Raw genomic sequence first — 14497 nt, forward strand, 5'->3', positions numbered from 1 at the left:
GTCAGTGGGCAGCCGTTGCGGCTGCCGCGCCCACGGGCTCGAACGGCGTCTCTTTGGTGGTCGGCCGGTTGGCCGCGCGCGCCGCGAGGCAGGCCTTGATGCTGTACACCAGCACGCTCAGAACCACGAAGATGAAGAGAGCGCACAGCGCCGCGTCGAGACGGTCGTTGAACACGATGCGCGACATGGCTTCGGGCGTCTTGGCCGGCGCCACCAGCACGCCGTTGGCGATGCCATCGGTGTACTTCGCGGCGTGCGAGAGAAAACCGATCTTCGGGTCGGCCGAAAAGATCTTCTGCCAGCCGGCCGTGAGCGTGCACGCCAGCAGCCATGCTGCCGGCGCAATGGCCACCCACGCATAGCGCTCGCGCTTCATGCGGAACAGCACGACCACGCCCAGCATCAGCGCCACGGCGGCCAGCATCTGGTTGGAGATGCCGAACAGCGGCCACAGCGTGTTGATGCCGCCCAGCGGATCGACCACGCCCTGGTACAGGAAGTAGCCCCAGGCCGCGACGCACAGCGCCGTGGCAACGAGGTTGGCCGGCAGCGAATCGGTGCGCTTGAGCGCGGGCACGAAGCTGCCCAGCAGGTCTTGCAGCATGAAGCGGCCCGCGCGGGTGCCGGCATCCACGGCCGTAAGGATGAACAGCGCCTCGAACAGAATCGCGAAGTGGTACCAGAAGGCCATCATGGCTTGCCCGCCGATCACCTGGTGGAGGATGTGGGCCATGCCCACGGCCAGCGTCGGTGCGCCGCCTGCGCGGCCGAGGATGGTGGTTTCGCCAACGTCCTTGGCGGTCTGCACCAGCATCTCGGGCGTGATCACGAAGCCCCAGCTCGACACCGTGGCCGCCACCTGCTGCGCTGTCGTGCCGACCAGCGCGCCAGGGCTGTTCATCGCAAAGTAGATGCCTGGCTCGATGCACGAGGCCGCAACCAACGCCATCACCGCAACGAACGATTCGGCCAGCATGCCGCCGTAGCCGATGAAGCGCGCGTGGCGCTCGTTGTCGAGCATCTTGGGCGTGGTGCCCGAGGAGATCAACGCATGAAAGCCCGACACCGCGCCGCAGGCGATGGTGATGAAGAGAAACGGGAACAGGCTGCCCGACCACACCGGGCCGTTGCCCTGCGCGAACTGCGTGATGGACGGCATCTGCAGCGTGGGCATCACGAACACGATGCCGATGGCCAGCGCGATGATCGTGCCGATCTTCAAGAAGGTCGACAGGTAGTCACGCGGCGCCAGCAGCAGCCACACAGGCAGGCTCGCGGCGATGAAGCCGTAGCCCACCAGCATCCACGTGAGCGCCTTGCCGTCGAAGGTGAAGAGCGGCGCCCATTCGGGGTTCTGGCTCACGGCCTGCCCGCCGAAGATGGCGAGCATCAGCAGCACGAAGCCGATCAGCGACACCTCGCCGATGCGCCCCGGTCGGATGTAGCGCAGGTACACGCCCATGAACAGCGCCACCGGAATCGTCGCAGCCACCGTGAAGGTGCCCCACGGCGATTCGGCCAGCGCCTTCACCACGATCAGCGCCAGCACCGCGAGGATGATGATCATGATCATGAAGGTGCCGAACAGCGCGATCATGCCGGGCACCACGCCCATCTCCTGCTTGACTAGGTCGCCCAGCGAGCGGCCGTCGCGCCGCGTGGAAATGAACAGGATGATGAAGTCCTGCACCGCACCGGCGAACACCACGCCGGCCAGGATCCACAGCAGGCCGGGCAGGTAGCCCATCTGCGCGGCGAGCACCGGGCCCACCAAGGGGCCGGCACCCGCGATGGCCGCGAAGTGATGGCCGAACAGCACGTTCTTGTCGGTCGGCACGTAGTCGAGGCCGTCGTTGTGGCGGTGCGCCGGCGTCTTGCGGTTGCCGTCCAGGCCCAGCACCTTGTCGGCGATGAAGAGGCTGTAGTAGCGGTAGGCGATCAGGTAGGTGCAGATCGCGGCGGCCACCACCCAGAGGGCGTTGACGCTTTCGCCTCGGGTCAGGGCCACGGTGCCTAGCGCGAAAGCGCCGACCACGGCCACGACCAGCCACACCAGATGGCGTCGGATGCTGTGCATGCGGATGTCTCCTCGTTATTGACCCGAGGAGTTTTGCCGGGCTGCGGCGCGGGCGCATCCGTCGGACTGCGCAGGGCGGGCGCGTGGCTTTGCGTAATGGAAAACCCGGATACGGCAAGCGCCGGGCCGCTGTGCAATGCCTGCGGGCCTACATGCATGAACCGGACCACGCGCGAAGATCGAGCCCGTCATCAGGGAGCGAAAAGATAGAAGCCATGGACACACAACCACGCTGCTGCATCGCAGGTGGCGGTCCTGCCGGCATGGTGCTGGGCCTTCTGCTGGCCCGGGCCGGCGTGCCCGTCGTCGTGCTGGAAAAGCATCTCGACTTTCTGCGCGACTTTCGCGGCGACACGGTGCACCCGTCCACGCTGGAGATATTGCACGAGCTGGGCCTGCTCGAAGCCTTTTTGCAGCGCCCGCACGACCGCATCGAGGAACTGCGCGCCACCATAGAGGGCCGCAGCATCCCAGTGGCCGACTTCACGCACCTGCCTGCGCACAGCAGGTTTCTCGTGCTGATGCCGCAGTGGGAGTTTCTGGACTTCATGTGCGACGAGGCCCGGCGCTACCCGGGCTTCGAACTGTGGACAGATGCCGAGGCCATCGGCCTGCTGCAGGACAAGGGCCGCGTCAACGGCGTGAAGGTGCGGCGCGGCCGCCGCGCGGGCCAGCCGCAGGATGTCGAGCTGCACGCCTCGCTGGTGGTGGCGGCCGACGGGCGGCACTCCGCGCTGCGCGATGCCGCCGCGCTGCCGCACATCAGCTATGGCGCGCCCATCGACGTGCTGTGGATGGCCATTCCCAGGCACGCCGGCGACCCATCGGCCACCGCGGGCCACGTCGCGGGCGGGCGCTTTCTGGTGACACTGAACCGCGGCGATTATTGGCAATGCGCCTTCGTGATTCCCAAGGGCGGCCACGATGCGTTGCAGGCCCGGGGCATCGGGGCATTCCATGAAGCGATCGGCAAGATCGCGCCCTTTCTCGCCGCGCGGCTGCCGGAAGCGCTGCCCGGCTGGGACGCGGTGAAGCTGCTCGAAGTAACAGTCGACCGCCTCGAGGCCTGGTCGTGCCGCGGGCTGCTGTGCATCGGCGATGCCGCGCATGCGATGTCGCCGGTGGGCGGCGTCGGCATCAACCTCGCCGTGCAAGACGCCGTGGCCGCCGCGAACCTGCTGGCCTCAGCGCTGGCCGGCGCGGCGACCGACAAGGAAATCGACACCCTGCTGCCCCAGCTGCAGCGCCGCAGGGAATGGCCCGTGCGCGTGACGCAGGCCGTGCAGCGCCTCATACAAGACCGCGTGCTGATGCCAGTGCTCGACGGCGAGCTCACGGCCACGGTTGGGCACGTGCCCTGGCCGCTGCGGCTGCTGGCACGCTGGCCCCTGCTGCGCAGGCTCCCGGCACGGGCCGTGGGAATGGGCGTACGGCCCGAGCACGTAACTTCGCTGCGCACAAAATGAAAAAGCTGGCATTTCGTTACACAGCCGAGGCCGGGCGAGGCCGCCAGGGAGGCCTTCGAGAGAGGGCCCTGTTGTAGACTGCGAGGTTTTTCGAAGAGGTGCGTTCAAGCGCGTTCAGGAGGTTATGGGGCAAGTTTCAAGGCGCACAGGTTTCAACGGCTCGGCGCTCATTCGCTTGCTTTCACGACTGACCGACATCGACGCTCGCGAACCCGCGCAACCCACCGCTGACCGATTGAGCCAGTGGTTCGGCTGGACCGATGCCATCTCGCTGTCCGCAGCGCTCGATGGCGCACCGGCAACCACGCAGGCCAGCACGCGCGCTCCCCGCAACACCGAAGAAAGCGAATGCCAACGCGTGCGAACCGCGCTGGCAAACGCCATCGTCGAAGACACCACCTTCGGCACCAGCAAGGACGCAACGCCCGACTTCACCCCCTACCGCCGACGCTACCTCGCCCGGCAACAAGCGATGGAAGCAGGCGTCGGCTCTTTGCGCAGCCGGCTGCGCTCGGCGCTGGCGGCAAAGTCGCCGTCCATGGCCCGGCTCGCGTCCGTGGACGTGGTCATGGCACAGGTGCTGGAGGCGCGCGAGCACAGCCTGCTTTCGGCCGTGCCGGGCATCCTCGAAAAGCACTTCGAGCGCCTGCGCAAAGCCAGCCAGGCACCAGACGTGCCGGACCTGCCGGACGGCGAACCAGAGACAGATAAAGACAACAGTGCCCAGCCCGACGAAGCGTGGCTGGCCGTGTTCCGCAAGGACGCCCAGGACGTGCTGCTCGCCGAACTGGACTTTCGATTTCAACCGGTCGAAGGGCTGCTCGAAGCCCTTCGCACCCAGGCCACCAGAACTACATGACCCGATTCCTTCAATACGCTGTCTTTGTCGCAGGCCTGGCCGTCGTTGGCTGGGTGGGCGCCGGATACATCGGCACGAACCCGCTGGCGCTGGCCGTTACCGTGATCGTCGGCGCGTTCTACATCATGGGCGCGCTGGAGCTGCACCGCTTTCAGCAGGCCACGGCCACGCTGACGCACGCCGTGGCAGACCTCTCTTCCCCGCCCGAGAGCCTCGGCGCTTGGCTCGGCCAGCTGCATCCTTCGCTGCAGAACGCCGTGCGCCTGCGCATCGAGGGCGAGCGCGTCGGCCTGCCCGGCCCGGCGATGACGCCCTACCTTGCCGGCTTCCTCGTGTTGCTTGGCATGCTCGGCACCTTCGTGGGCATGGTGGTCACGCTCAAGGGCACCGGCCTGGCGCTGGAGAGTTCGACCGACCTGCAGACCATTCGCGACTCGCTCTCCGCCCCCGTGAAGGGCCTGGGCCTTGCCTTCGGCACCTCGGTGGCCGGCGTGGCCGCATCGGCCATGCTGGGCCTTGCCTCGGCACTGAGCCGGCGCGAGCGGCTGCAGGCCGGGCAGATGCTCGACACGAAGATCGCGACCGTGCTGCGCGTCTTCTCGCTCAGCCATCAGCGTGAAGAATCGTTCAAGCTGCTGCAGCAGCAGGCCCACGCCATGCCCGAGCTGGTCGGCCAGCTGCAGGCCATGATGCATGCGATGGAGCGGCAGACCCAGGCGCTGAACGAACGCCTCGTCAGCAGCCAGGACCGCTTCCACAGCAAGGCCGAAGCCGTGTACGGCAGCCTCGCCACTTCCGTCGACCAGTCGCTGAAGCAGAGCCTGACCGAAAGCGCACGCGTCGCCAGCGCGGCGATACAGCCTGTCGTCGAGGCCACCATGGCCGGCATCGCACGCGAAACCGCCACGCTGCACAACACCATTTCGCAAACCGTGCAGCAACAGCTCGACGGCCTCTCGAGCCGCTTCGAGGCCACCACCACCCGCGTGGCCGACACCTGGAAGACAGCCCTTACCGAGCACCAGCGCACGACCGAGGCGCTGTCGCAAGACCTGCGCGGCTCGCACGATCATTTCGCGCAGACCTTCGAGCAACGCTCGGCCGCGCTGGTAGACAGCGTTTCCGCCCGCCTCGAAAGCACCGTGAGCAGCGTGTCGGACACCTGGGGCAACGCGCTCGCGCAGCATCAGCGCGTCAGCGAGAAGCTGTCGGGCGATTCGCACCAGGCCCTGTCAGCCGCAGCCGCCACTTTCGAGCAGCACTCGGCCTCGCTGCTGGGCACCGTGGACCAGGCGCACGCAAAGCTGCAGACCGAAATGGCATCGCGCGACGAACAGCGCCTCTCGGCGTGGACGCAATCGCTCACGGCCATGGCCGCATCGCTGCAAGAGCAATGGCAACAAGCCGGCGCGCACAACGCGAGCAAGCAGCAACAGCTGCTCGACACCATGGCGCAGACCGCGCGCGACATGTCTGCACAGACAGAAGCGCATGCGAAGAGCACCGTCGCAGAGATCGCACAACTACTGCAAGCCGCAGCCGAAGCACCGCAGGCCGCGGCCGAAGTGATGTCCCAGATGGCATCGCGCGACGAGCAACGCCTCTCGGCATGGACGCAATCGCTCACGGCCATGGCAGCCTCGCTGCAGCAGGAATGGCAGCAGGTCAACGCACACAACGCAAGCCAGCAGCAGCAGCTCTTCGACACAGTGGCGCAGACCGCACGCGACATGACGGCACAGAACGAGGCGCATGCAAAGAACACCGTCGCCGAAATCGCGCAGCTCCTGCAAGCCGCTGCAGAAGCACCGCGGGCCGCAGCCGAAGTGGTGACCGAGCTGCGCCAGAAGCTCGCCGACAGCATGACGCGCGACAACGCAATGCTGGAGGAACGCAGCCGCATCCTCGAAACGCTGGCCACCCTGCTCGATGCAGTGAACCACGCCTCCACCGAACAGCGCACAGCCATCGACACGCTGGTGTCCGCATCGGCGGACCTGCTGGAGCGCGTCGGCAGCCGCTTCACCGAAAAGGCCGATGCCGAGTCCGAGAAGATGGCCGCCGTTGCCGCGCAGATCACCGGCAGCGCCGTCGAAGTGGCCAGCCTGGGTGAAGCCTTCGGCCTTGCCGTGCAGATGTTCAGCCAGTCGAACGACAAGCTCGTGGGCCACCTGCAGCGCATCGAAGGCGCGCTGGGCAAATCCATTGCGCGCAGCGATGAACAGTTGGCCTACTACGTGGCGCAGGCCCGTGAAGTGATCGACCTGAGCATCATGTCGCAGAAGCAGATCGTCGAAGACATGCAGCAGATCGCCAGCAGGCAGCAGCAAGCGCCGGTGGACAGCGAAGCATGATGCGCGAAGAGCTCGACGCCAGCTTCGACGAGCCGGGCGTGCCGGTATGGGCGGTGTTCGGCGACCTGATGGCCGGCCTGCTCGGGGCCTTTGTGCTCATCCTGGTGTGCGCGCTGGGCATGCAGCTGGAGCTTGCGTCGAAGCTGGAAACTGAAGTCAAGCAACGGCAGGCCGAGGCCAAGCGCCTGCAGACGCTCGAACAGGCCCTTGCAGGGCCGCTCGCGGCCGGCCGCGTGACGCTGGCCAACGGACGCATCGGCATCAACGGCAGCGTGCTGTTTGCCTTCAACTCCGCGGAACTGCAGCCCGAAGGCCGGCAACTGCTGAAGAGCCTTGCCGCACCGCTGACCACGTACCTCAAGTCGCGCGACGAGATCCTGATGGTGAGCGGCTTCACCGACGACCGGCAGATGCGCGACAACGCGCGTCAGTTTGCGGACAACTGGGAGTTGTCGGCCCAGCGTGCACTGACGGTAACGCGCGCGTTGATAGAGGCCGGCATTCCGTCGTCGTCGATCTTTGCGGCCGCATTCGGCTCCGAGCAGGCGGTGGCGTCGAATGCCGATGCCGACGGGCGCTCGAAGAACCGGCGTGTGGAGATGGCGCCCACGCCTCGCCCTTCCAACGCCAACACGAAGCCCCGTGACTGATCAGGAGACTTGCCGCGACACCGGCGCGATGGTCGCCGCAGCGATCGCGCGTGGCGATCAGCGCTTCGACCCTGTGCGCTTTCGTGTCATCGAGGCGATGGCCAGGCGCGCGACTGCGCACGGCGGCGAAGCGCGGCGCATGCTCGACGACAAGGTGGTCGCACTGCTGGCGGCGTATGGCGAGGATCTTCAGAAAGCAGCGCCTGCGGACGTTGCGAAGCCGCAAGCAGCAACGACTGAACGCGGTGCACTCGCCGCGCTCGTCGACCACATCGCCCAGCACGCGCCGATCATGGATGCCAGCCCGACCGCAACAGGCAAGGCGACGCCCGCCACCTCTTCTGTCTCTTCTGCCTCGTCGCCCTCCACAGAACTGAAGTCGATCCGCTACTTCAAGAGCACCTGGTCCAAGCTCAGCGCCGACCGGCGCCTGACGCAGTCACTGGCAAAGGTGCCCGAGAACGCCGGCCCCCTCAACTCGCATCACCTCGTGCACCGCTCGCTCACGCTGATGCGCGACCTGTCGCCGGAGTACCTGAACCGGTTCATGTCGTATGTCGATGCGCTGTCGTGGATCGATCAGTTGAATGGCGCTGCTGCAGCGGCAGCAAATGCGGCGAGCCCGCGCGCCGAAAGCCCGAAGAAGAGCGGTCGCGGCAAGGCCAGCTGAGGCCGGAGTCAACCGAAGCGGAGCCCTCACCTCAGGGCTTGTTCTTCAGATGCGAAGTCAGGCGCTCGAACTCGTCGGCAAACGATGCAACGGCGGAACGAGGAAGCACGACCGCCTGCATCTCATCGGTAAAGAGATAGTGGTTCACGTCGTCTTCCTCGCGGGCCATGAAGCCCGCCCACAGAAGTTCTGACCGCATCGTTGCGGACTGGATCGTCAGCGCGCTGTCCGTGATGCTGACGGTCTGGGGCGAGAGAAACGTGCCATTGGGGGCGAACATGTGCTTGCGCCAGAGCGCCTGGGAAACATGGGGCAGCGACACCAGCAGCAGGAAGACGATCATCACAAGATACGCCATGAACCGGAGATGCGGTAGCTCGGTGTAGTCGTCCAGCACGCGCACGTACGCCGCGACCAACAATCCGACGCCCACCCATACCGCCGCGCGCAACATGAACAGGGTGGACGACAAACCCGGCTTGCGGCCAACGCGACGACCGACGACCCTCTGAAGGCGCGCGAAGTCTGTCGGAGTGAGGGTGAACGATGCTGCCGACATGCTTGCCGGACTCAAGGCCGCCGCGCCTGCACCGTCTGGCGCGACCAATAGACGCCGTCCAGCCGATCAAGCCGCACGACGCCGCCAGTCGATGGCGCATGGACGAAGCGCCCTCCGCCCACATAGATGCCCGCATGCGACGGCGTGGACGAGCCGAAGAGCACGAGATCGCCCGTGCGAAGCTCGGACATCGACACCGGGCTGCCGAAGCCGCTCATCCGCGCCACGGTGCGCGGCGGCGACTCGCCTACGCTGTTGAGATACACATAACCGATGAGCCCGCTGCAATCGAAGCCGCCATCAGGCGTGTTGCCACCATAGCGGTACGGCGTGCCTACAAGGCCGAGCGCGTGGATTGCGACGCTGTTCGATTGTTCGTCCGTCAACGTGCTGCTGACGGCGGGCCCTGGCCCTTGCCGTGGCCCTGATGGGCTTGCACAGCCCAGAACCAGAAGGCAGGCCCCTGTGAAAAGGAGCCGAAGCAGCCACTGCTGCAATGTGCGGGATTGTTGCGTTGTTGGCACAGGCGCGTCGTACATGTCGGATGGCTGGGCTCGTGAACGTGCACGAACTCTAGCGCGGAATGCGACGGCTTCCTGAAGATGAGGCCCTCCGAGGCCCGCGCTGCTGCGCCGACGCAACGGAGGGAAGAGAAGAAAAAGCGCTTACTGGCCTGCTGCAGGCGTGTTGACAGCGTCTTTCAGCGCCTTGCCGGCGGTGAACTTGGGCGCCTTGCTGGCCTTGATGGTCATCGGCTCGCCGGTCGACGGGTTGCGGCCCGTGCGCTCGGGGCGGCTTGCAACGGCGAAAGTGCCGAAGCCGATCAGTTGTACCGTGTCGCCGCTGGCGAGGGCGCGCGACAGGTTGTCGATGGCGGAATCGAGCGCGCGGGCAGCGTCGGCCTTGCTCAGGTTCGTGTCCGTGGCGATAGCGGCGATGAGGTCGGTCTTGTTCAAAACGGGGGTTCTTTCTTCAATCAGTAAAACGGTTGGGGGAAAAGTCCGTGACGCGAAAACGCACCGGGCTCGAACTTTAAACGCCCCACCGGGGGATCGAGACACGCATGCGTTTCAAAAGTGAAACATCGTGATCGATGCACGATGGTGCACGAAACTCGAGCACAAAACCCGATGGAAAGTACCAACGATGTCAGGACGCCCTGCAGCTGAAGTTTGCCGCGTCGTTCATCGAAGCACCCGCCGCCCCCGTGAACACCGGCCATGCCGGCCAGCGGCACATCGGCCGCGAGCGGTTGGCGTTCTGGTTGTTGTCGACCGAGGGAATCGTTTCAGGCGCCTGCCCCTTCTCGACCCAGTTGTCGAGCACCGCGAGCCCGTCGTAGCCGAGCCGGTACGGCCCCATGCCGTGGCCGAAGCCCGGCACGCTGTAGAAGCGAATGAATGAATCGACACCCGCCTGGCCGAAGGCTGCGACCTGGCGACGGTAGTAGTCCTCGGTGTTGTAGGGGCTGATGAAATCGTCTGCCGTGCCATGCGTGAGGATCAGCTTGCCGCCCTTGGCGCGAAAGGCTTCGAGGCTCACCGTCGTCACGTCGGTGATGCTGCCCAGCTGCTGCAGCCGTGCCCTGTAGCGCGCCGGCTCGTAGCGCAGCGCATCGAGCGACGGGTTGCGCGTGGCGAAATACTTGGCGTGCGCCGCGCCAATGGAAAACAGCAACGCATCGGTGGCGGCCGGCGGGTTCGACGGCACGCGCGACGCGCCAAACGACGACACCGAGAACACCGCACCTTCGAGCACCGGCCAGCGCGGAAACACCTGCTGCCCCGCAACCGCAAACCCCGCGTCATAGGGCGATGCGATCTGCCGCACGGCCGCGATCTGCGCATCAGACAGGCAGAAGTCGCCGTTGTCAGCACCACCAACGCAACGCAGCGCGGCCTTCACCTTGTCGATGTTGAAGACCACGTTGCAGGCCGCGACATTGCCGATGATCCCGTCCTTGGCGCCATCGAGCCCGTCGCAGGCGGCATACACCGCGTTGACGAGCAGTGTCTTCTTGGCCGGGTTCATCCAGCCCGCGCCGCCATTGGCATACAGCGCCTTGCCGACATGCAGCGACGCCAGTTGCAGCATCGTGATGTTGTACGCCGGGTAGTTGGCAATGGCCCCGTCGTAGTCGGCGGCATAGCGCGCCGCGGCATCGAGCGCCTCGTGCCCGCCCTGCGATCCACCAATGAAATAAAAGCGCCGTGGCGCCGCACCATAGCGCTGCCGGATGATCTCCAGCGCCACGTCGTGCGTCTTCTTTACCGACTGCTGGCCGTAGTTGAGAAGCGCCTCGTCGTTCAGCGCGAAATTGCCGTCGAAGTTGCCCGCGCCCTTGTGCCCGCCGTCGCTGCCCAGCGTGGCATAGCCCTGGCGCAGCGCGTTGGGTGTGCCATTAGGCTGCGCGGTGTAGGCGCCAAGGCCCGTGACGAGCGTGCCGTCATAGCCGCCACCGCCCATCTGCAGCGCGCGGCGGTTCCATGCGGTGGGAAGGTTGACCTGGAACTCGAGGCTGGGCGCCGATGCACTCACGGGCAGCACGACGCCCTTGACCGCGCAGTACTCGCCGTTGGGGTTGTCCGCGGCATTGGCGGGGACGAAGCTCGCAGATTGGACGACCGCGCCCGAGCTCGGCTTGCCGATGGCGGAGGCCGCGATCTTCATGTCTTGCAGCGCCGTGCACGCGGCTTGCGCCTGGGCCGTTTGAGCGGGCGTGATTGCGGGCTCGCTGACAGAGGCGCATCCGGCGAGTGCGGCTGCGGTGGCCAATGCGGCCAGGCTGAACGAGGCGCTGCGCCTGCGGGAATCTGGAGTTGCCATTTGTCGCCTGTCTGAGTTGTTGTCGAACGGGCAGCAATGCGCCCAAGGCGCATGGTATTGAGAAGACCATGCCGCGTCGCCACGGGTTTGCGCGCATGCGTGTATCGCGTCGATGCGGGTCTGCCCCAAGCGCGGACAACGACAGCCTGCAGTGTTCGGCTTCAGTGCAGCATGTCAGAAGCCCGGTGCAGCACGCCATGACACGGTGTCCGGATACTGGCGATGCTCCTTGAAGCACAGGAATATCTCCACGACCGCATCTGCCACAAACCACTCATCGGACTTGAGCGTCAGCTCACCCGCACCAAATACAAGCAAGGTTCCATCCGGGAAAGCCGGGTTTGGCTTGTCGTGAAACGCCCTCTCCCGCTTCCCGGTTGCAGGGTCGAACCTCTCCACCATGCAGGTTGCCCGGCCACCCGCAACTTGAACGTAGCTTCCGTCTTCGCTCGTCAGCGATGCGTATGAGTGCTTTCCTGTGCTCTGGAGTGCGAGCACTCTCCGCCGAATTTGCGCATCCGTGGGCGCTTTGAGTTCGGCAAAGTTCTGTCCTTCGAGGCGCATCGTGTTCATATTGCGAGGAGTCTGACTCTCAACTGTTGAGTGCCCGCAGCACCTTGATTGCGATCGCTCCACGCCCCGCACCAAATCCGCGGTTGCGCGGGTTCGTGTTCTGAATCGCCGTCACGTCTTCCCAGATTTCCACCGATTCAACGACCCCATAAGTCGTGTCGGTGTCGATCTCGAAGTCCACGAACCTCTCGTCTTGCGTGAGCAGCAAGCCGCACAGCTTCGGCATTCCGGGGAAGTCGATATCCAGATCAACAACGATGGATTTCTCCCACTGAACACCTCGCTCAAGGCCAGTGACCTTGAGTGCTTCGGGGAGCGCGTTCTGCCGCCAATGCATGGCTTCTCGACGGATCGCATCTTCGACCAAGGCGTTTTGTTCTTGTACGTTCAGTTTGCGATAGCGTGGTAGCGGCATGCAGCCAAGGGTCTGCAACGGCAAACCCACCTTTCGTTCGGATTGCACCGCGGCCTTAGAAGTCGAAGACCAGCAGCAAGTTGTTCGCGGGCATCACATGCCACTCGCGCAACGCGAGGCCTGATCGGCGTGCCTCTGTCGTCCCGCTCTCCAGACGGCGCATGCGGACCAAGGCGCGACGTGCAGCATGTTGGCGCAGCAGATCGCGTCGAACTTCTTCTCTTCATCAGTCGGTTTTCGGGACTTTCTTGTTGCGCCACCGCCGGTACAGCCAGTTGCCAATCAATCCGCCGGCAACAACACAAAGTGCCTGCACGAACACGGCAATCATGAAGGCATCGGAGAGGTCGTACTCACTGCGTGCCACCTTCATTTCATACCAATGACCGATGCCGACCAAGATGACGTTCGAAAGGAATCCAAGCAGCAGTGCGCCGCCGGCGATGAAGAGAATCCGAAGAACTACGTTCATGGCACGTACCAGAACCAGATGGCTTCTGCCTTCCTCATATCGGTTGCCCATCCTTCGACCGACAAGTGCCAATGAATACGAAACCAGGAAGAGAACTTCGTCAAGCGGGAACCGTTCCATAGATCAATGTGGTCGCCCTGTCTGCCCTCTCCCCAGTAGTTCTGGATGAAGATGATCCCTGTGCGGCCGGCAATCTTTTCGAACCCTTCCTTGCCCAAGTACTTTTCAGTTCGATGCATCAACCCTGCTGCCGGGGAATCAAGCCAGTTTGCGAGCTCCTGTGCTCGTATCGGATACCTGGGCTTGTCCTTTTGCCATGAATAGACCCCTTTGAAGGACCTCATGTCCATAGCTGATCGAATAAAGGCTGCACCGACATCGATCGCGCATTGGTCTGTGTAGACCTTTTCATCCAACAAGGTATCGTCACCTTTGATTTTTGGATGATTGGCCCAAAGCGTTGCGAACGTAGGCATTAATTCTCCCTGGTGATTATTTGGATCTCGAAGCCTTGCAAGGCAAGGACTTCAGCTTGGCAGGCTAGCCTATCTCCAAGGAATGACGGTGAAGCTGAAACGGCCTAGAAATTACTCCCTCTTGCGGAAAAATTGCAAGTGGAACTTCGGGGGCATCGTCGCACAGAGCTCAACCCCTCTCCCTCTGTATCACCATGCTTTAGCCAAGAAATAAAGGCTCAATGCCATACGCGCGTGCTCCAGGCACAACCACTCGGCGGCGTTCCAGGCTGCACCTTGGAGACACCGGTACGCTGTATTCACTGGAGGCCGAAGACCAACAGCAAGTTGTTCGCGGGCATCGCATGCCGCTCGCGCAACGCGAGGCCTGATCGGTGCGCCTCTGCTGCCACGTCCTCCAGACGACGAATGCCCCATGCAGGATTTCGGGCGCGCAAGTCTTCGTCGAACGCCAGGTTGCTCGGCGCCGTTGGGACTTCGTCTTCGAAGTAAGGCCCGTACGTGATGAGCAATCCGCCAGGAAGCAGATGCCGCGCGGCCCCTTGCATCAGGGCGGCGCATGTGGCCCAAGGTGCGATGTGCAGCATGTTGGCGCAGTAGATCGCGTCGAACTTCTCTTCTTGGGTGAACGCGGGGCCCTGCGATGGCCATTGAGGGGCCATCACATCGAGTGGGAGTGGTGGGCGGAGATTGGGTAGCTCGGCTTCTGCGACTCGGCTTGCGAGTGCGGGGAGCATGCGGGCATCCGCGTCGGTGGGTTGCCAGATCCATTGAGACATTGCTGCGGCGAACAAGGCGGCGTGCTGGCCTGTTCCAGATGCGATCTCCAGCACGGTGCCATGCTCGCCGAGGATGCGAGTCAATGCATCGAGGATGGGCTGCTTGTTGCGGTCGGCTGCAGGGCTGTAGAGAAGGTCTGACATTCGAGTAGTACCTGGATGAGAAAGCTTGAAAACACTGGGGTAAGGATATCGAATGCTTGCCGGTCGGTCGACGATGTCTGCATTGCAGCGAGGCTGTGTGAAAACCCTCTCACGACCTGACGCTTCGGCCGGTAGAGTTCCCGGACATATTGAACACGGGGGTCAATATGCCCAGAT

Annotated in this window: 15 protein-coding genes; 5 read left to right on the forward strand and 10 right to left on the reverse strand. The window is 64.3% G+C overall.

What is annotated here, in order from left to right:
• Nucleotide 1: 1 nt before the first annotated feature.
• Complete coding sequence (locus BMW87_RS28385) at nucleotides 2–2077, reverse strand: carbon starvation CstA family protein (RefSeq protein ID WP_093080655.1); 2076 nt, start codon at nucleotides 2075–2077, stop codon at nucleotides 2–4.
• 215 nt (nucleotides 2078–2292) lie between these two features.
• Between BMW87_RS28385 and BMW87_RS28390 the strand changes: the two genes are divergently transcribed.
• From BMW87_RS28390 to BMW87_RS28410, 5 genes are all read left to right on the forward strand, one after another.
• Nucleotides 2293–3543 (forward strand): FAD-dependent oxidoreductase, encoded by a 1251-nt coding sequence (locus tag BMW87_RS28390; protein WP_093080657.1) that lies wholly within the window; start codon nucleotides 2293–2295, stop codon nucleotides 3541–3543.
• 124 nt (nucleotides 3544–3667) lie between these two features.
• The gene (locus BMW87_RS34845) at nucleotides 3668–4402 is read left to right on the forward strand and encodes a DUF3348 domain-containing protein (protein WP_101952297.1); all 735 of its coding nucleotides are present in this window, start codon (nucleotides 3668–3670) and stop codon (nucleotides 4400–4402) included.
• Nucleotides 4399–6756: a DUF802 domain-containing protein gene (locus tag BMW87_RS28400; RefSeq protein WP_093080660.1), complete on the forward strand. Its 2358-nt coding sequence runs from the start codon at nucleotides 4399–4401 to the stop codon at nucleotides 6754–6756. Before BMW87_RS34845 ends, BMW87_RS28400 begins: the two co-directional genes overlap by 4 nt.
• On the forward strand, nucleotides 6756–7406 hold the full coding sequence (locus BMW87_RS28405) for an OmpA family protein (protein WP_093080696.1): 651 nt from the start codon (nucleotides 6756–6758) through the stop codon (nucleotides 7404–7406). The genes BMW87_RS28400 and BMW87_RS28405 overlap by 1 nt, the downstream gene beginning before the upstream one ends.
• A 28-nt stretch (nucleotides 7407–7434) precedes the next feature.
• On the forward strand, nucleotides 7435–8076 hold the full coding sequence (locus BMW87_RS28410; protein ID WP_256216953.1) for a DUF2894 domain-containing protein: 642 nt from the start codon (nucleotides 7435–7437) through the stop codon (nucleotides 8074–8076).
• Nucleotides 8077–8107: 31 nt separating this feature from the next.
• Here BMW87_RS28410 and BMW87_RS28415 read toward each other — a convergent pair whose 3' ends face one another.
• From BMW87_RS28415 to BMW87_RS28460, 9 genes are all read right to left on the reverse strand, one after another.
• Nucleotides 8108–8635 (reverse strand): YcxB family protein, encoded by a 528-nt coding sequence (locus BMW87_RS28415; RefSeq protein ID WP_093080665.1) that lies wholly within the window; start codon nucleotides 8633–8635, stop codon nucleotides 8108–8110.
• A gap of 11 nt (nucleotides 8636–8646) precedes the next feature.
• On the reverse strand, nucleotides 8647–9174 hold the full coding sequence (locus BMW87_RS28420; protein WP_093080667.1) for a C40 family peptidase: 528 nt from the start codon (nucleotides 9172–9174) through the stop codon (nucleotides 8647–8649).
• Between the two features lie 126 nt (nucleotides 9175–9300).
• Nucleotides 9301–9591: an HU family DNA-binding protein gene (locus BMW87_RS28425; RefSeq protein ID WP_093058078.1), complete on the reverse strand. Its 291-nt coding sequence runs from the start codon at nucleotides 9589–9591 to the stop codon at nucleotides 9301–9303.
• Nucleotides 9592–9784: 193 nt separating this feature from the next.
• Nucleotides 9785–11461: a tannase/feruloyl esterase family alpha/beta hydrolase gene (locus BMW87_RS28430; protein WP_093080670.1), complete on the reverse strand. Its 1677-nt coding sequence runs from the start codon at nucleotides 11459–11461 to the stop codon at nucleotides 9785–9787.
• 174 nt (nucleotides 11462–11635) lie between these two features.
• The gene (locus BMW87_RS28435) at nucleotides 11636–12034 is read right to left on the reverse strand and encodes a hypothetical protein (protein WP_256216952.1); all 399 of its coding nucleotides are present in this window, start codon (nucleotides 12032–12034) and stop codon (nucleotides 11636–11638) included.
• Nucleotides 12035–12053: 19 nt separating this feature from the next.
• Complete coding sequence (locus BMW87_RS28440) at nucleotides 12054–12473, reverse strand: hypothetical protein (protein WP_218149783.1); 420 nt, start codon at nucleotides 12471–12473, stop codon at nucleotides 12054–12056.
• Nucleotides 12474–12675: 202 nt separating this feature from the next.
• Nucleotides 12676–12921, reverse strand: a complete 246-nt coding sequence (locus BMW87_RS28450) for a hypothetical protein (RefSeq protein ID WP_093058076.1) — start codon at nucleotides 12919–12921, stop codon at nucleotides 12676–12678.
• A complete protein-coding gene (locus BMW87_RS28455) occupies nucleotides 12918–13397 on the reverse strand; it encodes a type VI secretion system amidase effector protein Tae4 (protein ID WP_093058075.1) in 480 nt (159 codons plus the stop codon). Before BMW87_RS28455 ends, BMW87_RS28450 begins: the two co-directional genes overlap by 4 nt.
• Before the next feature lie 299 nt (nucleotides 13398–13696).
• Nucleotides 13697–14320: a DUF938 domain-containing protein gene (locus BMW87_RS28460; protein WP_093058074.1), complete on the reverse strand. Its 624-nt coding sequence runs from the start codon at nucleotides 14318–14320 to the stop codon at nucleotides 13697–13699.
• Between the last annotated feature and the right edge of the window lie 177 nt (nucleotides 14321–14497).

Origin of the sequence: Variovorax sp. OV084 (assembly GCF_900111625.1) — a bacterium.
GTDB lineage: Bacteria > Pseudomonadota > Gammaproteobacteria > Burkholderiales > Burkholderiaceae_C > Variovorax.